The organism is Pseudomonas sp. B21-047, from assembly GCF_024748775.1.
GTDB lineage: Bacteria > Pseudomonadota > Gammaproteobacteria > Pseudomonadales > Pseudomonadaceae > Aquipseudomonas > Aquipseudomonas capeferrum.
This window is the reverse complement of the sequence record NZ_CP087169.1, coordinates 3592212-3616548: the sequence shown is the minus strand read 5'-3', so window position 1 is coordinate 3616548 and position 24337 is coordinate 3592212. Positions and strand designations below refer to the sequence as shown.

Sequence of the window (24337 nt, the reverse complement as noted above, 5' to 3'; positions counted from 1 at the left end):
TCCTTATTTTTTCTGGGCTGGCACGTAGCCGGCCGGGGCCATGGCCACCAGGCGGCGGGTGACGAAACCGGCATCCTGATCATGGTCTTCGAGGGTTTCCTTGCGAACCAGGGCGTCACGCACCAGGTGCGCGCCGAAGAAGCGCAACGGCTCTGGCGGCAACATTTTCATCTTCTGGTTGACCAGGCCACAGTTGGCCCATTCGTCATTGGCGTGCTCGACCAGCGACTTGATGATGCGGCTGGCAAACACGGTGGTCGCCACGCCGTTACCGGAAAAACCAATGCCGTAGCTGATGTTCTGGTGGTGGTCGAGGTAGCCGAAGTTCGGCAAGCCCTTCATGGCCCGGTCGATGGGGCCGGTCCAGCTGCTGACCACTGGCACATCTTGCAGTTGTGGGTACAGGCGGCGCAGTTCGGCTGCGACCTTGTCGGCCGCCGGCGAGGGTTTTTCATACAGGTTGCCAATGCGCCCGGCGTAGGCGAACTGGCCCAGTGGCTTGCCGAACACCACGCGCCCATCGGGGGTGTTGCGCCAGTAGTTGAGTACGGTGCGCGAGTCGGTCATGCATTCGCCGCCACTGAAGCCGATGGCATCGAGCTTGGCCTTGACCGGTGCCGTCGCCACCATGTCGCTGGACATGATCGCGATCATCCGGCGCAGCTCCGGGAACTGCGCGCCCCAGGCGTTGAGTGCCAGTACCACTTGTTTGGCTTTTACCTGGCCCTTGGCAGTGTGCACCACGGGGTTGGCGCCGCGCTGCAGGTGGGTGAACGGTGACTTCTCGAATATCTGCACGCCCAGTTTCAGCGCCACCCGGCGCAGGCCACGGGCGAGCATGGCGGGCTGCACGGTGGCGGCGTTGGGGTCGTAGATGCCGCCCAGCACCAGCGGCGAGCCGACCCGCCCGCGAATGGTCTGGCGGTCCAGTTCCTGGAAGGGGTTGACGTCGAGCTTCTGCAGGCCGTCGGTCAGCACTCGCCACGAATTCATCTGGCGCGGGTTGGTGGCAGTCCACAGCCAGCCGTCCTTGCGGTACTGGGCATCGATCCCGTGTTCCTGGCAGAAGCTGCCGATTTCGTCGATGGCCGACTCGGCGGCCTCGCAGATGCGCCTGGCTTCGGCGTCGCCGCAGATGGTGCGCACCGACAGGTACTTGCCCCACCAGTTGGTGGCAACGCCGCCGTTGCGTCCGCTGGCACCCGAGCCACAGCGGTCACGCTCGACGATGACAATGGTTTGTTCCGGGTGGGCCTGCTTCAGGCGGATAGCCGACCACAAGCCAAGGAAGCCGCCGCCGACGATACACACGTCGGCTTGAATCGAGTCCTGCAGGGCAGGGGCGAGGTCGTTGTCCAGGTCCAGCGCCTGGGCATACCAGAATCCACGGTACATGAGGGGTGCCTCTGAGCATGTTTGTCTTGTGCCTACATGATGCTCAGCGCGGCCAGGGGGCGATATTACAGTCATGACAATTGATAGGAAGTAGGCGTTCGCTCAGCGAGGGACTGGCACCCTTGTCAGAGTAAGGAAGAGCGAGGCCTTGGCGGGGTATCTAGACAGACAACCGTAGCGTCCTGCCTTGTCTGAGATCTTCTATTTATAGTGCTGAATATGATAGGGCGGACGCCGGTGTACGCTTAGAATGGCATTCACTTCGGATGTGATGAGAGCAGCGTCCATGGTCGCCGAACAATACCTACAACAACCGCAGGCCGCCGAAACCGTCTCGCAGATCAAGCCTGAACTGCGGGTCGGTTTCCTCCTTCTCAATCAGTTCACCTTGGTGCCCGTCGCCGGGCTGGTCGATTCGCTGCGCTTCGCCGCCGACAAGTCGTTCCGCAGCCAGCAGGTGTACTGCCAATGGGACTGGATGACCCTCGACGACCAACCGATCACCGCCAGCTGTGGCATGCCCATTTCGCCAACCAAGCCGCTGAACCTGTTTGCCCAGTACGACTACATCGTGCTGGCGGGCGGGCTGTTGAGCGAAACGCGCAACCCGCCAGGCTGGCTGCTTGATGCGCTGTGTGAGGTGCATGCCGCGAACATCCCGATCATTGCCCTGTGTTCGGCGTCGTTCGTGCTGGGCAAGGCAGGCCTGCTCGATGGCCGGCGTTGCGCGTTGCATTTCACCTTGCGCGACGAGTTCAAGGAGCGCTTCCCGCTGTCCACCGCAGTGATCGACAAGAGCTATGTGGATGACCGTGGCATCATCACCTGCCCGGGCGGCACGGCGATCGACCTGGCGGCCAACCTGATCCGCAGGCATTGCGGTGCGGTGCGCGCGCAGAAAGGGCTGGAGTACCTGCTGGTGGACGAGCGCGCCGACCAGCAGGAAAGCCAGGCCGCCAGTGATTCGGTGTACCAGAACGACCGCGTGCAGCGCGCCATTGCCTTCATGCGCGCCAACCTGGATGCATCGATGACGCTCAAGGCCGTGGCCGAGGCGGTGGGCACCCATCCTCGCCAGTTGCATCGCGAGTTCGTCGCCAACACCCAGGAACCACCGGCCAACTATTGGCGCAAGCTGCGCCTGGACCATGCGCGGCGGTTGCTGGTGAATACCAGCCAGAACATCACCACCATTGCCTTGGCGTGCGGGTTTTCCGATGCGTCGCACTTCATCTTGTGGTTCCGCAAGCAGTATGGCGAGACGCCGTACAGCTTCCGCAAGCGGCGCCACGAGGTGGAGCGGTTCGATTGGCATGGGGACAAGGTAGGGCTGGACCCGGAGTTGTAGGGTGTTGCTCAAGCTTTTTTGGGGCCGCTAACGGCCCCAAAATCTCAGTCAGATGCACTGTCAAAACCAGCCAAACCCCTGAGTCTCGATCCGAACTGTCTCACGCCTAGAACAACACGTAAGTCTTGCGCAGGGTCTCGTGGATGTCCCACACGCCTTCGCAGTTCTCCGGGAACAATACCGCGTCGCCCGCCCGCAGCTCGACCGGCTCGCCGCCGTCGGGGGTGAAGGTGCAACTGCCGCTGACGATGTGGCTGAACTCACGGTTTTTCAGGTAGCGGCGGAACACCCCCGCGCTGCTTTCCCAGACGCCGATGCTGGCGCCGACCGCTTCATCGGTCTGCTCCTGCGCCGTGGCGGCCAGGGCAATCGGTTCGCTGATCGGCAGGCGGGCAGGGGCGGGTGCGCCCAAGGGCGAAGCAGCGGCATTGCGTACAACGGTAAGTACTTGAGTCATGGAAGGGCTCCTTCAGGCTTTACGAGCGACAGTTTTGTGGGACGGTGACGGTGCAGCGCTGGTGCTGCCCAGCGCGGCGGCTTGTTGCAGGTCGAGCTTGCTGGTCTCTGGCGCCAGCCACCACGAGATCAGTGCACCGAACAGCGAGATCAAGGCGGCGGCGAACATGGTGTTGGCAATGCCGTAGGACACCAGCGAGATCGGCACCAGGTAGGTACCCACGGCCGCGCCAACACGCGACAGCGAAGTGGCCAGGCCCACGGCGGAGGCGCGGATTTCGGTGGGGAACAGTTCGTTGGGGTAGACGTACTCCAGCACCTGAGCACCGCCAATCAGCACCGCATAGGCACCAAACAGCACCAGCACGGTGGTGGGTGATGCATCGGGGAACAGGCCCAGCAGCAACAGCGACATGCCCGACCAGAGGAAGCTGTGGATCAGCATCTTGCGCCGCCCCAGGCGGTTGATCAGCTTGGTGGCCACCAGGCAGCCCAGGGTGAACAGCAAGGTGATGGCGATCGAGCCATAGGCCGCCCAGTCACCGGTGAGTTTCAGCGCCTGCAGCACTTTCGGGGCGAACGCGTAGATGGCGAACAGCGGCACGATGGCGCACGTCCAGAACAGCGTGACGAAGGCCATGCGCTTGCCGTAGCCGGAGTGGAACAGCGACCACACCGACACGGGTTTGTCGCTGACTTGCTCCGGCAGGTCGGCAATGGAGTAGTCCTGGCCATAAACCCGCTTGATCACTGCATCCGCCTCGGCAGTGCGGCCTTTGCTCAGCAGCCAGCGTGGTGATTCCGGCGTGCCGCTACGGGCAATCAGGAACAAGGCACCCGGCACCAACGCACTGGCCAGTACCCAGCGCCAGCCGTCGTCGCCGCCGACACGCAGCAACAGCTCACCGACCATGTAGGCAGCGGCGGCCCCGGCGAACCACATCAGCACCATCGCGGCCAGCAGCGGCCCGCGTTGCTTGCGTGGCAGGAACTCGGCCAGCAGCGAGGTGGCGATGGGGTAGTCGGCGCCCACCGCGATACCGATCAACAGCCGCCAGGCAAACAGCGCCCAGGCCGACTCCACCCAGAACTGCGCCACCGAAAACCCGACAATGGCGATCAGGTCGATCAGGTACAGCACCTTGCGCCCGTACTTGTCGGTGAACCACCCCCCCAGAAACCCGCCAAGGAACACCCCGATCAGCGCCGAGGCAGCAATCAGCCCCTCCCAGAAGGCGGACAGTTGCAGGGCATTGGTGATCTGCAGCATGGCCACGCCGATGATGCTCAGCACATAGCCGTCGAGGAACGGCCCGCCAGCGGAATAGACCGTCAGCTTGCGGTGGAACGCATTGAGTGGCGCATCTTCGACGGAGCGTTTCGATACGGACATTGGACTTACCTCTTGTTGTTATTCGACGCAGTAGCGCCGCCGCACTATCGCACCGGGCCGCAGAGGTTCCATATAACGGTTGGGACGGGTCATGGCATGCCCTTGCCGGGTGGCTTGGCACCTGCCGTAACGGGACTTATTAAATTTCGTTGGCGCGCAGGATGGCGGCCACGCCTGTGCGGGTGTCCAGCCCAGTGGTGACGGGGTAGGGTGCGGGTGGCGATGCCGCTGCCTATGGGCGCTATACAGACTCGGGGGGCCACTGGCCTTGTTAGTGGGCCATTACGGTGTCAGCCATGTCAGGCTTGCTCACTGCTGTTATGCGGTGCGCGTTGATGGGGGCGGTCTTGAAACGCGCTTCGATCACGCGTACGTCGAGTGAGCCGTGCAGAATGCTGCTTCGGGGCCGGCCACTCGCCGCGTGGGGTTCCCCATGTCACATACTCGCTGCACCAGCCTGTATTACCCTGGATATTTGTCAGCTGTTCGGGCAGGCCGCCTAAGAGGACTTCCTCGCTGTTTGGCATTCCGTCAATTCTGTCCAGCGGCTCGAAGCTGTTCAGATCGTCATTGGTAGTTAGGTCTCGATAGGTATCACCGAAATTACAAATAAACTTAAGTGTTCCTCCAATCCATGATTCAAGGGTGATTGATTATGCTTGGCGATACTTCTGTCAATATTGTGATAAGGGTATTGTTTGCTATGCATAACATTTCCAGTAACTCAGGGCTGTAATTTTTTTCGATTTCAGGGTCGGGCCTCCAGTTTAGTATGGCTAGTGCAAAGAACGTCATGCAGGTCATCGATGTCTGGAGTAGAGATTTCTAAGTATCTTTCTATGCCTTGCTCATAAAAGTCTAAGGTGGTTTTCTGTCTTTTTCTAACTGCTCTAATTGTGCCTGGTAGTTGCTCAAGAAATACAGCCAAGTCAGTGCTCGTGTCCATTGCCCTTGTTTGTTCTCGGCGCATGGTCAATTAGGTGCTGAGTAATTGAGACCATGCCGGCATAGCTCTTCGCGAACTTGTCGAAGCGTTTCACTAGCTACGGGCCATATCTTCTCCGGCTATTTTTTATACGATAACCTGCTAAGTTTTTGGAGGTTTTACCAGTTTTGTTGCTCTGCTATGCCAGCGTAGAAAAAAATTTCCTCGTATGAATAGATTATTTTATGCCTATTGACTGTGTAGTCGCGCTGCACCTGTTGGGCGTTACGTACCTGTTCGCTGTAGCGCAGGCGCCGCAGGCAGGGTTTTTCCTGGTCGCCGCCGCTGTTGGCTTGGTACAGCACGGTGTAGGGAACGAGCGGCTTGCCCTCTTCGAAGAAACCCTCGTCTTCCTCCTCGGCCTTGATGGCCCCAAGGCTGATCATACCGAGCGATTGCAGCCGGTCGGTGATGATCAGGTTGTGGCGCTTTGCACTGTGCTCGAAGCGGTAGACGAAGCCTTCCTCAGCGGCCAGGCGGGCAATGAAGTCCAGGTCCGTTTCGCCGGCCTGAACGCAAAACTCGCGCGCTTGATGGTCCATGGAAGCGCGTAGCTCGAACTGCTTGATGCCTTGGCGCTTGAGCATCAGTTCGAGAATTTGCGGGACGCTCTTGTGCTGGAAAATGCGCCAGTTCGAGCGCAGCTTGGCGCGGGCCAGCTGCGGTTCGATCAGCGCGTGGTAGTAGGTGCGGTAGAAGCCACTCTCCGCTTGGCTGAAACGGCTGACCAGGCCATGCACATGACGCACGGGGCGTTCGCGGTCCCAGAGGGTGAATAGCACAGGTTGGTCGAGCAGCTGGCCGAAGTCGATGTCGTCCTGGAAGCTGGTCAGTTCCAGCGCGAGCGAGAAGGGTTGGCTGATGCCTTCCTTGAGCGTGAACGACACGACGTCGAATTGAGCATCGCCCACGAGGGGCTGAAAGCTGTAATGCAGATCGGATTGGCGAGGCATAAGAGATCCTTGTCGGCCGCCTGGTAGTTCTGACAGCCGGGCATAATTGCCCGCCCGGCTGCAAGCGTGCTAGATCAAACGGCGGTTTCTATGGGTTTGCGCCAATCGTCAATAGCCGACGTCCCGGCTACTCTATGCTCCCAGGTAATTTTGCGATAAGTCATCGATACCTCAATGAGCTGTGTATAATTTTCGTTCACTTTATTCTGTGCATGGGGTAGTACGCTGTTGATGTCGACAATGATTCCGTCAACTAGCTCTGTTGTGAAGAAATGCTCTTGCTTCCCTTCAACCGATGTTCGATACCACCGGACAGTGGTCATAGGTAGTACTTCACCCCTTACTAGTGCCTGATACAACATAGGAACTGCTTTGTTCAGCGCGCACGTAAACACAAAGGGCTTGTGAATGCGTTGCCCAGAGGGTTGTCCGCTCTGTGGGTCAGTCGGCACGGTTACCTGATGCTTGATTTCCTGAGCGAGGATCTCGTTCTCGTGGCCTTCGACATAAACATTACCTACAGAGTCAGGTGTGAAAGCGTCTTTCGTAATCAGGCCTTGAAACGTACCTTCAATTGCGATGTAAGCGGGTGTTGGCATGGCAGTTTCTCCTGCGTCCATTTGGATAAAACACGCGCACCCCAAGGTGGCGTGGCCATCGGAAACGATGGGCTTGTCAGCGAGGCAGCAACCCCGCTAATTCGTTGAATTCAGTGGCGCCGTGTGGCGGTTGGTTATTGCTGCAAAATGCCGTTGAGCGACTCCAGTACCTCGGTGGTGACCAGGTGCAGGCGGTAGCTGTAGATCCCATAGGCCACCGCCATGGCAAAGGCGCACGCCAGCAGAGGGCTCCACCACGGCCATTGCCGGTTCATGCGAAAGTTGCGCGGGGCCACGTGGGTGTAGGGGTCGCAGACGTCTTCCGGCGTAGGGCCGCGGAGCTCGCGGATGATCCCGTGGAGTTGGTGAATCAAGGCATTGAGTGTTTCTTCGCCCTTCGGGGCGATGGCGTACTTGCCCTTCAGGCCTAGGGCCAGCGCGAAGTACATGAACTCCAGTACGTCCTGATACCGCTGGGGTTCTTGCATCAGGCGGGAAAGCACGGTGAAGAATTTCTCCCCTCCCCAGGTTTCGTGGTGGAAGATGCTGAGCAGTGGCTCCTGGCTCCAACAGCTGTTCTTGCCCCAGGGCCTTTCCATGACGGCTTCATCAATGTAAAGGCACAGGCCATACGAGTACGCCAGCAACTGAGCGGGGTCATAGCCGTGCTGGCGCATTTCTTCCTGGATGTTAGCGATCTGGTTGCGGACTTGCCCGTGCACGTCCTTGATGTTGGGCAATGTATCGAGGGTGCGCAGGCGCATGACCAGGCCGAACAGGGGGGCAGCAGCATCCAGCATCAGGTTTGCGTAGCCGCCCCGTAGCTGGAAGTCGGGATCAGCGGCATAACCCTCGAAGGTAGGCTCAGCCTGTTCCTTCTCTGGCTCGGCGTTCCCTGCAGACCGCTTGCCCTCTATAGGCGCCTTGCCTGGCATGCCGAAATGTTCACCCACACTGTCTTGACTGTTCTCTGTCATCTCATTCGCCCCTGATCGCCCAGAACTGCAATTCAAGCCCCGGGAATTCACCCGCAATGTGGATGCCGAACCCATTGGCCTTTGTCATGCACGCCCAGGCCGGGTCTCGCCGGTCCAGTTCGAAGTAGCTGAAACCTGCATGGAAGGGCAGGTCGCGAGGTGCCACGGGCAAGGGGTTCAAGGGGATACCGGGCAGTTGCAGTGGCACCAGGTCGTTCAATGACTCCAGCGAGGTAACCTTGGCTTTCTGCACAAACATCTGGCGCAGCGATTGTGGTGGTAGATTGGCGCGCACGGCGAGGATGAAGTCGGCTTCGTCGATCAGGCGGCGATCTTCCAGCGTCGTCGTCATCACGCCGTAGTCCAGGGACTCCAACGGTAGCGACACGGCGCGTGGTTGCAGGACTGTGCTCAATGCCCGGCGCAAGGTTTCTTGCAGCGGTTTGAATGAGGTGTGCAGCGCGGTGTGGTGATACGCAGGGTATTCCTGCGCCAGCCGGGTCTCGTCGGTGAAGGTCACCAGCTCGCCACAGGCCTGGCTCATGCACAGGTAGAGCTGCTCAGGGTGCGTCTGCGCTTGCCTGGCCAGGTGGCGGAAGCAGGGCCACCAGCGGTTCATGGCTTGCAAGAGGTTGAAGTCGCGGATGTCGGCGATCCCGGACTGGCCCGATGCACCAATGCGGGTGGCGAGGTTGCGTGCCCGTTCGCGTAGGGTATTGCAGATTTCTTCGAGAAAGCGCTGCAGCGCCGGCACCGCGCGCACCGATATGCTGGTGGGGTAAAACGCTTCATCCAGCTGCAGGCTGCCGTCGGGGCGCCGTTCGAGAATACGGGCCAGGGCCAGGCGGGTGTAGGCGCTGCTGTCTTCGGCTTTGCGTTTGAGCTGCAGGTTGGGCATGGCGAGGTCGACCTGAGCCAAATCACCGTCGGCGGTGTGGGTGTCCTTGATCTCATACGCCTGGGCGATGTAACGGAAGTTGGCGGTGTTGTCGGGCCAGCTCACTTCGCGGCCGCCCTCGGTGCGCAGCGGCAGGCACAGGTACACCTCACTGTCTTTGGCGCCATCATCATCGATTTCCAGCGGCGGCGGCGGCGGCAGGTCTGCGGGTATATCGAACACCGTGCCGTCCGGCATGATGCCCCGCGCCCGGGTGATGGCGATCTTGCCCAGGCTCAGGTACTCATCGTTCAACTGCAGTTCGCTGAAGCCATAAAAGGCTGCGCTGAGGCTGCCAAGGCGCTGGTGCAGCGCCGCTTCCGTGGCCCGGGCCGCCTGCTGAAAATGTTGCGGCTTGACGAACAGGCCCTCGGGCCACAGGACGGGGTTACGTGAACTCATGAGGGCTCCATGTCAGCGTGGGTAAGCGAGAGGGGCAACAGGTGTGCAAGCGTCATCAGTCTTCCTCCTTGAGCAGGATCTGTGTGTCGTTGACCAGCACCGAAAGGATGATCTGGCGGCCCCGTGGGGGAATGCGCAGCACCTGCTGCCAGGTGGCGTTTTCCTGGTTTTGGTAGTCGCCGATGACTGCGACGAAACGGGTCTCGGGCTCGATGGGCGCGAAGGGGATGAACTTGAACTGGCCGGGGCGCAGCAGGTAATCGTCATCGCGGATATAGGTGCTGCGCAGGGCCGTGGCCGGGTCTTCGTCTAGCAGTCGATACACGCTGTTACGCAGCAGTGAGTCGTCGCGCAGTTGCAGGATCTTGATGGCGATGGGGGTCGCAACAGGTTCTGCGGCGACGGCCGTTGTGCGTGGCAACGTAAGGACTACCGTTGGGTCGTCATAGCTGCCGGGTGTGCTCTCTTCCAAGGGGGAGCGTTGCAGGTCAGCTTCGTCGTCCTCGGCCATTTCGACGGGGGACATCGCTGGAAATTGCGCCTGCAAGAACGCGAACAGGCTCGCCACTTTCTCTGTCAGTGCATAAGGGTCGCCCGCGCTCAAGCTGACCCCATAGGGGCTGGGCTCCAGGACGCTCTCGTGTTCAGTCGGCAGGTCGATGCTGTTCGGGTTGCCATTCAGCGTGGGGCTGGCATTAATGCTGAACGCGACCTCGGTGGGATGATCCTTGGGCGGCCCAATGGGCAGTGAAGGGTCCATGACCACTTGCCTTACTCTGCTCAAGGACGTGCAGGCGGAGAGCCCAACCATTGCGACCAGCAGGGCGATTACCAACGGATGACGCGTCATGGGCGTTCTCCTGCAATCAAACGTTGCAGCAGGTTGTCTTCCGACGCCCTCGCATCCGGCACGGCATTCAGTGCTGCCAGAGGGTCATTGCCACTGGCAGGCTCGAACACCGAGCAGATCTCGACGGCTGCGTGGGGGGCTGAATGCCTCGGTTGCCAAGCCTGGGTTGGACCATCGGCTATCAGTTGGTCGAGCACGCGCGGGGCAGGGCTGAACAGGTCCTCCAGCGACTGCGCATGGGTGAGCGCGTACTGAATGTGCAGCCGATAAGCGCCAATACGCAGTTGGTCGCCTTCCAGAAGGCGCCTGGGGGGTAGTGCTCCCAGACTGTTGATGCTGTCGTTCAGGTAGGTGCGGTTGCAGCGGTCGATCACGCAGAAGCCGCCCTCTAGCCAACGGATTTCGCAGTGGATCGCTGCAACGGTATGGTGACGGTCATCGATCAGCCAATTGGCGCCTTCGCTGCCGATGGTGCCGCCCTTGCAATCGAACGCATGCCGAGCAGTGACGCCGTGCTGCAACTGGTCGAGGTTGGAGATGCTCAAGATCAATGTGCTCATGCGCGCCCCCGAAAGCGCACGACGGGGCTGATCTCGCCATGGCGGTCATCGACAAAACTGGTCCAGCCCAGATAGGCGCCTTGGTTACGGTGCAGGCAGAAAGGTGGCAGCGCGTTCTGCTTCAACCGCAGTTCCAGGTCATAAGCCAGGCCATCACGCAGTAGAAAGTCGATCAATGCCCGCACGCGGCCGAAGTTGATGCCGCTGGGCAGCAGGTCTCGCAACTGGGCCTGGTCTAGCTCACTGATCACCAGGGTGAACTTGCTGCTGCGGGTGCGCGTGCGGCTGCCGACCATGAAGCTGCTGCCCAGCTCGCCGTTGCTACGCCCGAGGCTGACCCGCTGTTTGCCCGTAGTGGGCACCGAGCGCGTTTCGAATTCACGGATATGCACGTGCTTCAGATCGAAGCAATGGGCAATGATGCCGGCGACGGTGCCCGGCGCGCGGCTGCGGCTGGCGATGACGCCGGCAAAGCTGAGCAGCCGGCTCCAGGGCAGCGCTGTGTCACCTCGAAGTTGCTTGTTGTTCAGCCCGAGCAGGGCGAACACGTACTGCGAGAATTCATCGCTGGCACCCGGCTGAAAACGGATGTAGTAGCGGTATTTGCGCCAGATGCGATGCAGCAGGCTGAGCACATAATGGTTGAAGAAGTCGAAGAAGGCCGGCCGCACGCCAATACCCTGCGCATGTTCATAAGCCAGCTGCTCCAGGTAATAGGTGGGCAACGGTGAGTCCGTGCCATGCAAGCCCATGAAGGTGGTGCAAACGCGATAGCGCGGCTGTTCACCGGGCACGCGTTCGGCTTTGTATACGTCCGACACAGGGAAGGTCAGCCGCGGATCGCTGGCCAGGCGCACGCGCAGCCGGGTGGCCTCGTCTGGCCAGCGCGGTTCCAGGTCATCACCGTGCAAGCCGTGCAAGCGCTCCAGCAACTGGAAGAAGTTGTACTGGTGCGCGTCGGCGAGCAGCCTGTCGGCTAGATCAGCGGTTGCTTGCCGGTCTGGATTGGCCATGTGTAGTGCTCGTTGTTGGTGGTGTTGATCACTTCCAGTTGATGGAAGGAATTGATGCTCGCGTACAGCGCGAAGAAGTGGGCGAGCACGCAGCTGAACAGGTACAAGTCGCCTTCGCAGAGGAAGGCGGCCTGGTCCAGCTTCAACCGGGTGTGCAGGCCGCGGATGGGCTGCCCCTTGATCAGCCAATCCATAGGTTCGGTGTGAATTTCACGGATGCCGTCGAGGCGTTTAGCGGTGGTGCGTGCTTGCTGGATATCGTGCAAGGCTGCGAAGTCGTAGGTACGGATGACCGCTTTCAACGGCTCTACCGAGAGCAGCGACAGGTAGTTGAGCGACATGTTGGAGACCAATGCCCACTGCAACTGACCGTCCAGCACGGGGCGATAGGGGCGGGTAGGCGCGCAGATGTTGGTATAGGCGGCGAGCGGCGGCGTGACCTCGGTGAGCACGTTGATGTCATTGACGCCCAACGCCAGCGGCAGGTCCCGATTGGTGCAGGTCAGGTCTATCGACGCTGTTTCCAGCTGGCCAATGTAGGCGTTGGCATCGGCGCGGACGAACGAGATGCGATGGGTGACGCCATCACCGCGCAGCGAGTCTTCGAGCTGGTAGCGGTAATACAGCGCGGTGCGCCCTTGCACGTGCTCGATTTCATGCGCAAACGACTCGAATGGGCGGAAGGTCCGCAGGTACTCGCCGCTACCCCCATCTGTCGTCGCTCGGGTACTGATGACGTGGTCGACACTGAAAATTTCGTAAACGGACTGCTCTGAGCCTTTAGGCTTCAGTTGGACCTGGGCGTGCTCGTTGGACAGGTCGATCGGTTCGGCGCTGTGCGCGAACAGGTTGACCGCCGGTGTGCAATACAGGCTGAAGTCTGCTTTGCCGACACGCAGTGAGTCAGGTAGTTGACGCGTGAAGTGAAACGCCATGCTCACCTGTTGGCTGGCATGAACGGGCCACAGTTTTTCCAGCCCGGTCACGCTGAAGAAGTGAAACCGCTGGGGGAAGACGAAGTACTCCTGCAGGATGCGATAGCCGTCAAAGACGTTCTGCGGGTAGGGCAACAAGGCGTCGTCGGGGCTGAACCCCGGGAAGAGGACGCTGCTGGCCGGTAGCCGGCGCACCTCACCGTTGATGGTCACGCTGACTTGCTTCAGGTACTGGGAAAGCCACAAGTACAGCGTGCGGGCGTTACTGCTATCGCCGCTGAGGTGGAAGTCGAGGCTGGAGCAGCCCAGGCTGTTCAGTGGCCGCTCAACCAATGCTTGAAGGTCGATGCGAACCACCGAACTGTCCAATGTCTGGGTTGCGCCCACCGCCTCGATCTCGAACGGATGGATATTCACCGCAGTACAGGTGCGAAATTCGCAGGCCACACTGTCTACTGGCTTCGAGAACAGCCTTGAACCTTTGGGGATGTGCTGTGACTGGCTGAGGGACTGCTTGAGCGGCGTGAACTGGATGATCGTCGCGCTGGGCAGGGGCCGCAGATAATTCGGCCACAGCAACTGCAGCATGGGGTGGGTCAGCTCTGGCAGGTCGTCTTCCAGCTTGAGCCGCAGCTTGGCCGTCAGGAACGCGAAGGCTTCCATCAGGCGTTCCACATCGGGGTCGCTACCTCCCTTGCCTAGCAGCCGGGCGAGCTGTGGATTGTCCTTGGCAAAGTCGTTCCCCAGCTCGCGCAGGTAGTGCAACTCTTCGCTGAATCGGTCCTTTAGTGACATGGGTCACCTCACTCGGGTGTAACGGTTGTGCCCGTTGACCAGCAGCTCGAGTTGCAGCTGCTCCGTGTGGTTGTTGACCTGTACGTGGCAATCCAACCTGAAATGCAAGTCCAGTGGGGCGTGAACATCGGGTACGGCTTTAAGGGTGCGCAGCTGTATGCGTGGCTCGTAGCGTTGAAGGGGGCGGCGAATATCCGCGCTCACTTGCGCAAGCAATTCGCCGCTGCTCACGTCATGCCCGTTGAAGTCACGCAGGCCCAGGTCAGGGCTGCTCTGCGAGCACCCCTGGCGGGCGTTGAGCAAGGTTTCAAGGTGGCGTTTGATGGCGGCGAATTTTTGCGAAGCGCTCTCCCGCCGGGACGGCTCTCGGGGAGTGGACTGGTCCGCCATCAAGCGATCGAAAAGGGCGCTCATTGCGTGTCGAGCCGCCCGACCAGGGAAATCTCGAAATTCGCACCCATGTATTTGAAGTGCGGGCGCACGGCGAGTGAAACCTGGTACCAACCCGGGTCACCGGCAACGTCCGAGACTTCAACCCTGGCTGCACGCAGCGGGCGGCGGCTGCGAACATCGGCGCAAGGGTTTTCCTGGTCGGCGACGTATTGCTTGATCCATTTGTTGAGCTCGGATTCAAGGTCCCGCCGTTCCTTCCAGCTGCCGATCTGTTCGCGCTGCAGCACCTTGATGTAGTGGGCAAGCCGGTTGACGATGAACAGGTAGGGCAACTGGGTGCCAAGCTTGTAGTTGGTCTGGGCCTGCACGCCCTCAGCGGTTTTCGGGAAGTGCTTGGGTTTCTGCACCGAGTTGGCGGAGAAGAACGCCGCGTTATCGCTGTCTTTGCGCATGGTCAGGGCGATGAAGCCTTCTTCAGCCAGCTCGAATTCCTTGCGATCGGAGATCAGCACTTCGGTCGGGATCTTGGCCTGCAACTGGCCCAAGGATTCGTACAAATGAACCGGCAGGTCTTCGACGGCGCCACCCGACTGCGGGCCGATGATATTCGGGCACCAGCGGTAGCGGGCAAAGCTGTCGTTGATGCAACTGGCCAGCAGGAACGCGGAACTGCCCCAGAGATAATTGTCATGCCGGCCGTCGATGTTCTCGTCGTAGTTGAAGCTGCTGATCGGCTGGTCCTGATGGTGGTAGACGGAGCGAAGCATGAACCGCGGCCCGGTCAGGGCCACGTGACGGGCGTCCTCGCTTTCACGGAAAGCCCGCCACTTGGCATGCCGAGGCCCTGCAAAAATGTCTTTGATTTCCTTGAGATTGGGCAGCTCTTCGAAACTGCTCAAGTTAAAGAATTCGGGGGACGGCGCTGCGAGAAAGGGCGCATGCGACATGGCGCCCACCGAGGCCATGTAGCTCAGCAGTTTGATGTCCGGTGAGGACGGGCCGAAGTTATAGTCACTCACCATGGCCGCAACCGGTTCGCCACCGAATTGGCCGTAACCGGCCGTGTAAACGTGTTTGTACATGCCGCTGGATGTGATATCAGCCGCATGTTCGAAATCATCGAGCAAATCGGCTTTGCTGACATGCAACACTTCGAGCTTGATGTTTTCGCGGAAGTCCGTGCGGTCGACCAGAAGTTTCAGCCCGCGCCAGGAAGACTCAAGCTGCTGGAACGCGGGCTGATGCACGATGGCGTCCATCTGCTTGCTGAGCACCCGGTCCAGTTCCGCAATCATCTGGTCGACACGGTGCTTATTGATAAGTTGCTCTGGGTCATGGTTTTTGAGGATGTCGGCAATAAAGGCAGATACACCCTGCCGGGCGACCTGATAGCCTTCTTGCGCAGGCACCAATTTGGTTTGCGCCATGATCTGGTCAAGCAGCGTGGTTGGGCTCAACGTTTCGGCAGGGGTATCAACGGCGACGGTAGTGCTGTTTTGCTTTGGCATGGGTTCGCTCCGTTGTCTCAGTCTTCTTTTGGCGCCTCAAGCACCAGGTCCAGTTCTTTGGCGAGCTGCTTGCGGGTTTGCTCATTGCTCAACAGGTGTTGCAGTTGCTTGCGGAATGTCGGCACGTTGCCCAGCGGGCCCTTCAGGGCGACCAGCGCCTCGCGCAGCTCCAATAGCTTGTTCAGTTCGGGTACCTGTCGAGCGATCTGGTCCGGCCCGAAGTCATGGATGGACTTGAACTGCAGGCTGACCGCCAGCTCGGCGTCGGGGGCGGTGCTGAGCAGGGAGGGCACTGACATATTCAGGCGCACGTCGGCTTCGCTCAGGACGTTGTTGAAGCTGTGTTTATCAATGCGCATGACCGCGCGGTCTTCTAGCGCCCGGCTGTCATCCAAGCCGAAATCGCCCAGGACGAGCATTTTGTGCGGCAGCTCTACTTCGGCCTGTTCGTCCCCGGTGGCAGGAACATACTTGATGTTTATGCGCTCTTTAGGCGCTACAGAGCCTGTGTTTTTTGACATTGGCGTTTAACTCACTGGTTGTTTTTGATCGTTTTCTGCAAGGTCCGTATTGTCGTGTGTTTAATTGCGATACTTGTTTTGTAGGAAATTTCCTAAGTTTCAATGGTTGGCTCTATATAGTTGTCGGTGGCCTATAAAAACCATGCAGTAAATAATGTCTCTTGGTCGAGCGGGAAAATGTAAGCGAATATTTGTTTGTGTGCAGTTGGTTCTATGTACTAGGCTCGTGGTGATTTTATTTGGGTCGGCTGTGTGTGAGTGCGTTTATTGGTGCGTGCTTGTAGGAAAAGTGTGCACGGCCATGTAGGGCATTTATTCTGTTTGTAGAGAGTGAACTTGGAATGATAATTCGCTGTGCATATGTCGCCGGTCTTTCGTTGGTGTTTTTCCTGCAGCCGGTGCTGGCAAGCCCTATTCAGGACTGCCCCGCGATCGTGTCTAACATTGAGCGGTTGGCCTGTTTCGACCAGGCGGCCGGCACACCTGCGCACAAGGCGAAAAAACAGTGGTCAGCACCGGAGCTGGAAGCAACCAGCGTGTTACGGGTGATGGCAAATGAGGCCACACGTACGGCAGATGACCTGACGTTTCGCATTGGCAGCCAAAGCGAGGGCAGTGACCGCGCACCTGAATGGGTCATTTCGGCCCCCGCCATTGCCTCAGGCGATGACCCTTCCTATCTGGCCATCAGTTGCATACAGCACATCTCCCGGCTGCAGTTGATTGCCAGGCAGCCCATCGGCGCGAGCTGGGTGACTGTGCGGCTGAAGGGGGAAGGTGGGTCTACGAATGCGACGCCCTGGCAGGTGATGGAAAACGGGCAAGTGCTCGACGCGGGGCGAGGTTTGCCGGCGATCGAGCAGATCAAGCAGCTGATAGGGGCGCAGCGCATCGAAGTTGTGAGTGATCACAACGAAGTCGATGGGCTGATTTTTGATGCTCAAGGTCTGGACCCTTTGATCCGCCAGGTGCGAAGCACATGCCGGTGGTAGCGCAGCAGGTGCCTGCGCAGCACATCACAGGGTTGCTCGCACCGATTGATCCGGCGGTCCCTGCTGGGCTGTTCGATGTGGAGGACGAAACCTACCAGGCCATTGACCAGGAGATGGTCAAGCTGGGCGGGCTGCAGGAAGCCTCGATCGACTGGGTTTACATTGAAGAGGCGTCCCGGCTTTACCTGAGCCAGCAATGCAAGCACCTGCGCATCGTCTCTCACCTCAGTGTTGCGTGGCTGCGCAGTGGCTGCTGGGAGCGCTGGGGCTACACGTTGGCGTTGTTGGCCGGCATGGTCGAACACTACTGGGAACCCGCCCATCCAAAGCCCGGCCCTAAAGGTTTCCTGGGCAAACGCAAGCTGGCGGCCTTGATGCTCAACCGCTTGATCGAAGCGTTGCCGCGCCTTGACCGCTTCACCTATACGCCGGCGCTTGCGACGGCGGCGCAGCAAGCGTTGACGTGCCTGCAACAGCAGCAGGGCATCGCCCAACTGGACGCGGGCCTGCTGGGCGAACTGCAGCGCTTGCTTAGTAAACACACGGCGGTTGCCGACGGCATCGGCGAGCCTGATGCGTCGCCCAAGGCGCCTGCGGCAAGCATTGATGTTGCGCCGCTGGCCGAAGTCATCGCCACGCCTATGCCACGTGTGTCGATGGGCAACGAACGAGAGACACGACGGGCCGTGTTGACCATGGCCGAGCTCATCAATCAACAGGACCCGTACGACCCGACCGGCTATCAGTTACGTCGTTTTGGCTTGTGGGCGCACCTCCAGGCAGCACCCCAAGCCAGGCAGGGCGGCAACCGTACGGAACTGATGGCGGTTCCGTTGGATATAGCAGGGGCCTACGAAGACGCTATCGCCGGCACGGTGATTGACCCGGGGTTACTGCAGCGGATCGAAAAGAGTGTGGCGGCATGCCCCTTCTGGATTCGCGGCAGTTTTCTGGCCGCGACTACCGCTTCGCGGCTGGCGATGGGCGAGGTCGCTGAGGCGATCCGCGCGACCACCGCGCGGTTCGTACAGCGTATGCCCGCCCTGCAGCAGCTGGGCTTCAGCGACGGCAGGGTGTTTGTCGATGACCAATGCCTGGCTTGGCTCAAGGGCGGTCAGGGGCAGGGCGAGCAGGGTGCCCCCACTCATGAGTTCAGCGGCTTGCGCGAGGAGTTGGTCAGCCAACTGGAAAGTGGCGGTGTAGAGCCGGTTCTGCTCCGCTTGCAAGCGCTGCAGGCGGATTTTCGTGCCCCTCGTGATCGCTGCCATACCACCGTGATTGCTGCTGACTTGCTGGCGGCGCGGGGCGTGTCCTGGCTGGCCCAGGACCTGTGCGCCGGTGTGGCCCGCACGATGCAGCAAACCACCGCCGACGCCTGGGAGCCCGAGGTGTTCCAGCGGCTCCAGCAGTACGCCACAGCCCCAGCGTTGGCCAACCAGAACAAGGACCAGGAGCCCTCATGAATCAACTATGGAAGCAACTCAAACGCTGGGGCTTGCCGGTGGCTACGCGCATTGGCCTGGCACTGCCGCTGCTGTTGGCTATTGGCGCTGCGCTGATGTTGGTTGCCATCTGGTGGCTTGGCCCGCACTGGACATGGCGTGAACAACAGCCACTGGCGAGCGTGGCCCATCGCAGTCTGGCGAGCCTGGTGCTCGTGCTGGTGCCCTTGGTGTGCTGGCTGGTCATACTGCGTGCGCGCTTTCGCCGCCTGCAAGCTGAGCAGGCTCTGGCAACGGCTGCTGAGTCGGACCCTGCGCTGCCCTTCGTCCACGCCCAAGAGAAGGCGTTGAACCAGGGCCTTGCGCGGTATCTGGACAATGCAGGCGGTCGACGGGCTTTGTATCGGTTGCCGTGGTATCTGGTACTGGGCGATGAGCATGCCGGGAAGAGCAGCTTCATCGATTGCACCGATCAGAGTTTTTCCCTGACGCGTATCGACAAGGCCCAAGCACGCGGCCGGCAGGCTGAAGCGCTTGCATACCCGGTGGGGTGGTGGATCAGCAATGATGCAGTGATCATCGACCCACCCGGCGCCTTCATCAGTCAGGGCGCGCTGGCAAGCTCGCCGAACAGTGAGCCCGCGGTATCTGAAGGCACCCAGGGCAAGTTGTGGAGCCATCTGTTGGGCTGGTTGCTGCGCAATAGAAGCCAGAGAGCGCTCAATGGCTTGTTGCTGGTTGTCGACCTGCCCGGGCTGTTGCATGGGTCACCTGAGCAACGCACGGCATTGGCCCATGTGTTGCGCACACGCTTGCACGAGGTAAGCAGTCAGCTGGGTTCGCGCTTGCCACTGTATGTGGTGCTCAGCAAATTCGATCTGCTCGATGGTTTTGATCCTTTCTACAGCAAGCTCTCAGCGGCCAGCCGCGCAAACATGCTGGGGTTCACGTTCAAGCTGGATGCGGTCGAAGCGTTCGACGCCTGGCTGGACGAATACGCTGAACACTACGATCGCTTGATTTGCCAGCTGTTCGAGCAGGTCGTGGACCGTATCGATTCAGTGGGCAGTGCACCCCTGCGCGCACGGCTGTTTTCCTTGCATGCGCAGTTGATCGGGCTGCGGCCGATATTGCTAGGGTTTCTACGCGAGGCCTTGGCAAGTGACCGTTTCACCACACCGGCCTTGGTCCGTGGTGTGTATTGGTCATCCGTCACGCAGCAAGGCGAAATGCGTAATGCATTCATCCGAGAAGCGGCTCAGCCCTATAAAACGAAGCTTCCCTTGCGTGAAGGTAAGGCGCCAGGCAAGGCACTGGTCTACTTCGTCCAACGGGCTTTTGCGCGGGTGATCTTCCAGGAGGCCGGCCTTGCCGGGGACAATGTCAAGGTGGCTCGCAGCAAGCGCCAATTGCTGTGGGTGGGTTCTGGCGTAGGCCTGCTTGCGTTCTGCATCGCCATTGCCAGTTGGCAACGCTACTTCGATATCAATGGCACCAAGGCCGCCGGGGTGCTTGCCAAGAGCCAGGAGTACAGCCATCACGAAGTGGATCAGCGCCTGGACCCGACCGGCCGCAATTTGCTGGAGCCACTGGACCAGATCCGTGATGCGGTATCGGTGTTTGGCGATTACCGTGCTGCGTGGCCTGGTGTGGCGGATTTGGGCCTGTATCAGGGCCGCGCCATCGGGCCCCGGGTGGACGAAGCCTACCTGAGCTTGCTCTCCAAGCGCTTCTTGCCGGCCTTGGCCAGCGGAGTGATCGATGCCATGAACGCGGCGCCCCCCGGCAGTGAGCAGCAAATGGCGGCGCTCAGGGTTTACCGTATGCTCGAAGACCGCAAGAGCCGCCGGCCTGAATGGGTCGAGGAGTGGATGGCACGGCAGTGGCAACAGGCGTTTCCAGGCCAGGGGCAGCTGCAGCGCGACCTCATGCAGCACCTAGAATATGCCTTGGCGTATGCCGATGCAGATCTGCCGCAGTTCCGCCAGCGGGTCAGTGAAGTGCAGCAGGCATTGCGCAAGGTGCCGTTGCCACAGCGGGTGTATGCAGGCCTCAAGCAACAGGCCCAGGAGCAGCTACACATCGGCTTGGACCTGCGTCACCAAGTGGGCCCGGCGTTCGATGTGGTTTACCAGCCGTCTGCAGGGGCCGGACGGGAGGATAACCTTCTGCTGGCCCCCATGCTGACCGCCAAAGGCTACACGGCGTATTTTGAACCGCGCAGCCAGCGGTTCGCCGAAATGGCGATGATCGACCAGTGGGCACTCGGCGAACGCGCGCAACTTGACTATTCGGACGCCGACCGGGAGGCGCTGAGCGAACGCTTGCGCAATCTGTACAGCACCGACTACATCGACAGCTGGCGGCGTGCCCTGAATGCGTTTGCGGTGGCTGACTTTCGCGACCTGGATCATGCTGTCGTGATCCTGCAACAGATGACGGGGCCAGCAGCGCCGCTGCAGCGGCTGCTGGATACCGTGCGCGAAAACACGTCGCTGTCCTCGGCAGCAGGCATTGAAGCGCCGAGTGAGGCTGCTGCGCTGCAGCCTGCAAGTCGCCCACCCGCGCAACAACAGACGTTAGCGATTCAGCGGGCATTCGCGGGCCTCAGTGCCATGTTGCAGGCAACAGGCGATAAACCGAGTTACTACGATGAAACGCTCGCCGCCATTGCCGCCGTCCACGACTATGCCAAGGCGGTGCAGGACAGCCCCGATCGAGGTAAGGCAGCCCTGCAAGCGGTGCATCAGCGCTTCTCGATGACGGGGCACGACCCGATCGGTACCTTGCAGCGTGTTGCGACGGGGTTGCCGGAACCCCTCAACTTCCAGGTAAGAAAAGTCGCGGATCAAACCGCGCGGGTGTTGAACGTGGAAGCGTTGCGTGAACTGGAGCGACGCTGGGACGTTGAAGTGTACAGCTTCTTCCAGCAACGCCTGGCGGGGCGCTACCCCTTCGTGGTGAAAGCGCCCGATGCCTCTCTGGAAGACTTCGAGGCGTTCTTTGGGCCGAAGGGTCGCCTGCAACAGTTCAATGATCAGTACCTGAAGGTGTTCCTGAACGACAACCTCGAAGCCCTGCAGTCAGGTCAGGGGCAGTCCTTGATCCGCAGCGACGTGATCGAACAGTTGGCGCTGGCAGACCGCATCCGCGAGACCTTCTTCGACCAGCGTGGCAACCTGAGTGTGCAATTCAGCATCGAGCCGTTGGGGCTCAGCGCCAATCAGCGCACCAGTCTGCTGGACCTGGATGGCCAGTTGATTGCTTACACCCATGGTCCAAGCCAGATCAGCGGGGTTGTCTGGCCCAATACCCTGGGGCGCAAAGTGCGCAGCAACCTTACGTTGCTCCGGCAGAACGGCAATAGCAGCAGCCTGGAGTACCGCGGGCCTTGGTCGATGTTCCGCTTGCTTAGCCGCGGCTCGCTCAATGGGCGCACCGCAACCAGCGTGGACCTGAGCTTCAGGACCGGAGACGGCGTGATGCGCTATCGGCTGAATGCTGAAAAAGCCTTCAACCCGATTACCCAACAGCCTTTCAAAGGCTTCCGCTTGCCGCGTGGCTTGTTGCAGCTGCCACCCAAGGTTGCACTGGCCGGGCAAGCGGACGGTACGTAAGAGGACGTTACCTGGACCGCGTCAACAGCCCATCCAGCACCACCTCGCAGGCCGCGCCCCAGCTGGCACTCACTGGCTGATGCATCAGTACCGCCAGCCCATCGGCGGTAAAGGTGCCTGGCGTGGCAATCGCCTGCCCCAACGCCTTCAGCGTGTGCTCGGGCTGGCGCTGGGCACTGGTCACACAGTCGTGCAGGTTGCCCAGCACCAGAGCACGCGCTTCGGCAGCCGGCAGACCCTTGTCGGTCAGCCACTGCTGCAAATCGTGCAACAGGAAGTAGAACCAGCCGTTCATGCACGCGGCAACCGTGGCCAGCTCGAACGCGGCTTCATCCTGCAGCACCACCAGGTTGCCCAGCGCGCCCAGGCCCTGCTCGGTAGGCACGTCCGGCGGGCAGACCACCACGGTGGCCTGGTTGTGTTGCGCCGCGTAAGACAGCATCACGCGCACGCAGTGGGCCGCAGGGAAGGCCGCTTGCAACTGTGCCAGGCCCACACCCGCCGCCAACGACAGCAAGCGTTGCCCGGGGCGCAGGCGCACCTCGCTGGCGAGTTGTGCCAGCGCTGCCGGGCGCACGCCCAGCATCACCAGCTCGGCCTGATCGACCACCGCCTGGTTGCTCGGCAGTACCTGGCAACCTTGGGTGTGGGCCAGCGCTTCGGCGCGCTGGGCGTTGCGTGGCGACAGCAGGATCGCGCCGTCGAAACCACTGCGGCGCAGGCCCATCACCACTTTTTCGGTCAGCTCGCCGACCCCGAGAATACCCAGACTATGCATGATGCCTCCTTGTCAGCTTTCCAGGCCGGCACGGCGCTGGCCCCAGTGCAGGTTCAGGTTCACGCCCATGCTCAGCAGCGGTTCCGGTGGGTTGCGGTTAGGCCCCGCCGAGCCCAGCAGGAAGTCGATCAGTTCGTCGCGCTCACCGCTCAGCCAATCGGCCAGCAAGGTACCGGTAGCGGTGCCCCGGGTAATGCCCAGGCCGTTGCAGCACAGCGCAGCATGGATATTGGGTGCCAGTGTGCCGAAGTGCGACAGGTGGTTGCGCGACAGGCACATCGCGCCGCCCCAGGTGAACTCGAACGGCGTACCCGAGAGCATCGGGAAGCGCCGTTCGAACGACACCCGGTGCTGTCGAGCGGCCCGCTGCAAGTGGCGCTGATTGGCACGGCCGTCGGCGTTGAAGCTGAAGCTGTTGCGCACCAGCAGGCGCTGGTCCGGGGTGCGCCGCAGGGTGCTGCCGAACGGGTCGGCGGGGATGATGCCCCAGCTTGCCTTGCCGCCCAGGCGTGCCTGCTCGTCGTCGCTCAGGGGGCGGGTCATGCTGGCGTAGGTGAAGATCGGCAGCAGCCGGCCCGGCAAAAAGCCGAAGTACGAGGCGAAGGCGTTGTTGGTCAGCAGCAATTGGTCGGCAACGATTTCGCCGTGGGCGTGCTTGAGGGTGATGCGCGAGCCCTGTTCAAGGCGGGTGATGGTGGTGTGTTCGTACAGCGTCACGTTGCCGGGCAGGCTTTGCGCCAGGCCTTTGGCCAGGGCGGCCGGCTGCAGCAACTGGGTGCCGGGCGTGTACAGCGCCTTGCGGTAGAACGACGTGCCGAGGTGTGCCGGCAGGTCATGGGCATCGATCATCTGGTAGGGCTGGCCGAGTTTTTCCAGGCCGCTGCGGTAGGCTTCCAGTACGGCCAAGCCCTTGTCTTCGACGGCGGCCTGGTACTTGCCGTCCGGGCGTAACTGGCAGTCGATGCCGTGTTGGCCGATCAGCTTGTGCAGTATCGACTGCGCGCGCAGGTTCAACTTGAGGTTCATTCGCGCAGTGGCCAGCTCACCGATGTAGTCAGGCGCACCGATGTCGTGGGGCAGGTCGATGGCAAAGCCCGAATTGCGCCCCGAGGCGCCGAAGCCGACTTCCTGGGCCTCCACCAGGACGATCTCGTCGTCGGGGTGATGCAGCGCCAGTTGCCGTGCTGCCGCAAGGCCGGTGAAGCCGGCACCGAGCACCACCCAGCGTGCTTCGCTCCGCCCCCGATGCGCGGCGCAAGGCTGGCGCCGGGGGCTGAGGTGGAACCAGCCGCAACCGTTGTCGTCCGCAGGGGTAGAGGTGTTTCTGTACATGGGGTTTATCCGTGTTGTTTTCCTCACTGTCGCACGACGCACGCGGCGGGCATATAACGGGAGTGACGGGTCGTGGGAGGTTTTGAATTGACCTTTGCGAGTTGCTCGTGATTTGCTCGGTTGGCCGGTGATTGGCCCATGCAACGGCCCCCAGCA

19 protein-coding genes and 1 pseudogene are annotated in these 24337 nt (G+C 60.8%); 4 read left to right on the top strand and 16 right to left on the bottom strand.

Translation table 11 applies throughout. From position 1 onward, the window contains the following. Window positions 1–3: 3 nt before the first annotated feature. The gene (locus tag LOY26_RS16280; RefSeq protein WP_186661248.1) at window positions 4–1395 is read right to left on the bottom strand and encodes an FAD-binding oxidoreductase; all 1392 of its coding nucleotides are present in this window, start codon (window positions 1393–1395) and stop codon (window positions 4–6) included. Between the two features lie 286 nt (window positions 1396–1681). On the opposite strand from LOY26_RS16280, the gene LOY26_RS16275 reads away from it, so the two are divergent. Next, on the top strand, window positions 1682–2743 hold the full coding sequence (locus tag LOY26_RS16275; RefSeq protein WP_258713838.1) for a GlxA family transcriptional regulator: 1062 nt from the start codon (window positions 1682–1684) through the stop codon (window positions 2741–2743). A 106-nt stretch (window positions 2744–2849) separates the two neighbouring features. On the opposite strand, the gene LOY26_RS16270 is transcribed toward LOY26_RS16275, so the two are convergent. The 13 genes and pseudogenes from LOY26_RS16270 to tssB all read right to left on the bottom strand — a co-directional run bounded on the left by LOY26_RS16270 (window position 2850) and on the right by tssB (window position 16020). Then, entirely contained in the window at window positions 2850–3200 is a 351-nt protein-coding gene (locus tag LOY26_RS16270; protein WP_258713837.1) for a cupin domain-containing protein, read from the bottom strand. Window positions 3201–3212: 12 nt separating this feature from the next. Continuing rightward, on the bottom strand, window positions 3213–4592 hold the full coding sequence (locus LOY26_RS16265) for an MFS transporter (RefSeq protein WP_186663119.1): 1380 nt from the start codon (window positions 4590–4592) through the stop codon (window positions 3213–3215). 1182 nt (window positions 4593–5774) lie between these two features. Continuing rightward, window positions 5775–6530: pseudogene (locus LOY26_RS16260) on the bottom strand (type VI secretion system Vgr family protein); the annotation flags it as partial. Window positions 6531–6604: 74 nt separating this feature from the next. Then, window positions 6605–7129, bottom strand: coding sequence for an Hcp family type VI secretion system effector (locus LOY26_RS16255; protein ID WP_186663117.1), 525 nt, complete (start codon window positions 7127–7129; stop codon window positions 6605–6607). 134 nt (window positions 7130–7263) lie between these two features. Further along, entirely contained in the window at window positions 7264–8106 is an 843-nt protein-coding gene (gene icmH / locus LOY26_RS16250; protein ID WP_408980740.1) for a type IVB secretion system protein IcmH/DotU, read from the bottom strand. A gap of 1 nt (window position 8107) precedes the next feature. Then, window positions 8108–9445 carry a type VI secretion system baseplate subunit TssK gene (gene tssK / locus LOY26_RS16245; protein WP_186663116.1) on the bottom strand — a complete coding sequence of 446 codons (1338 nt, stop codon included), beginning with the start codon at window positions 9443–9445 and terminating at the stop codon, window positions 8108–8110. Between the two features lie 55 nt (window positions 9446–9500). Continuing rightward, window positions 9501–10295 carry a type VI secretion system lipoprotein TssJ gene (gene tssJ, locus LOY26_RS16240; RefSeq protein ID WP_186660732.1) on the bottom strand — a complete coding sequence of 265 codons (795 nt, stop codon included), beginning with the start codon at window positions 10293–10295 and terminating at the stop codon, window positions 9501–9503. Next, the gene (locus tag LOY26_RS16235) at window positions 10292–10855 is read right to left on the bottom strand and encodes an FHA domain-containing protein (protein WP_186660734.1); all 564 of its coding nucleotides are present in this window, start codon (window positions 10853–10855) and stop codon (window positions 10292–10294) included. The genes tssJ and LOY26_RS16235 overlap by 4 nt, the downstream gene beginning before the upstream one ends. After that, a complete protein-coding gene (gene tssG, locus LOY26_RS16230; RefSeq protein ID WP_186660736.1) occupies window positions 10852–11868 on the bottom strand; it encodes a type VI secretion system baseplate subunit TssG in 1017 nt (338 codons plus the stop codon). The genes LOY26_RS16235 and tssG overlap by 4 nt, the downstream gene beginning before the upstream one ends. After that, entirely contained in the window at window positions 11832–13598 is a 1767-nt protein-coding gene (gene tssF / locus LOY26_RS16225) for a type VI secretion system baseplate subunit TssF (RefSeq protein WP_186660745.1), read from the bottom strand. The genes tssG and tssF overlap by 37 nt, the downstream gene beginning before the upstream one ends. Window positions 13599–13601: 3 nt before the next feature. Next, window positions 13602–14012, bottom strand: coding sequence for a type VI secretion system baseplate subunit TssE (gene tssE, locus LOY26_RS16220; RefSeq protein WP_258713836.1), 411 nt, complete (start codon window positions 14010–14012; stop codon window positions 13602–13604). Further along, complete coding sequence (gene tssC / locus LOY26_RS16215) at window positions 14009–15499, bottom strand: type VI secretion system contractile sheath large subunit (RefSeq protein WP_186660756.1); 1491 nt, start codon at window positions 15497–15499, stop codon at window positions 14009–14011. The genes tssE and tssC overlap by 4 nt, the downstream gene beginning before the upstream one ends. Window positions 15500–15516: 17 nt before the next feature. Next, window positions 15517–16020, bottom strand: coding sequence for a type VI secretion system contractile sheath small subunit (gene tssB / locus LOY26_RS16210; protein WP_186660765.1), 504 nt, complete (start codon window positions 16018–16020; stop codon window positions 15517–15519). Between the two features lie 341 nt (window positions 16021–16361). Between tssB and vasI the strand changes: the two genes are divergently transcribed. Genes vasI through tssM form a run of 3 tightly spaced genes read left to right on the top strand, consistent with a single transcriptional unit; the run spans window position 16362 to window position 22071 of the window. Next, window positions 16362–17012 carry a type VI secretion system-associated protein VasI gene (vasI, locus tag LOY26_RS16205; protein WP_186663114.1) on the top strand — a complete coding sequence of 217 codons (651 nt, stop codon included), beginning with the start codon at window positions 16362–16364 and terminating at the stop codon, window positions 17010–17012. Further along, window positions 17000–18475 (top strand): type VI secretion system protein TssA, encoded by a 1476-nt coding sequence (gene tssA, locus LOY26_RS16200; RefSeq protein ID WP_186663113.1) that lies wholly within the window; start codon window positions 17000–17002, stop codon window positions 18473–18475. Before vasI ends, tssA begins: the two co-directional genes overlap by 13 nt. Then, window positions 18472–22071 carry a type VI secretion system membrane subunit TssM gene (tssM, locus tag LOY26_RS16195; protein ID WP_186660793.1) on the top strand — a complete coding sequence of 1200 codons (3600 nt, stop codon included), beginning with the start codon at window positions 18472–18474 and terminating at the stop codon, window positions 22069–22071. Before tssA ends, tssM begins: the two co-directional genes overlap by 4 nt. Before the next feature lie 7 nt (window positions 22072–22078). On the opposite strand, the gene LOY26_RS16190 is transcribed toward tssM, so the two are convergent. After that, the gene (locus LOY26_RS16190; RefSeq protein ID WP_186660797.1) at window positions 22079–22849 is read right to left on the bottom strand and encodes an NAD(P)-binding domain-containing protein; all 771 of its coding nucleotides are present in this window, start codon (window positions 22847–22849) and stop codon (window positions 22079–22081) included. Window positions 22850–22861: 12 nt separating this feature from the next. After that, window positions 22862–24181, bottom strand: a complete 1320-nt coding sequence (locus LOY26_RS16185; RefSeq protein WP_258713835.1) for an FAD-binding oxidoreductase — start codon at window positions 24179–24181, stop codon at window positions 22862–22864. Window positions 24182–24337: the final 156 nt, after the last annotated feature.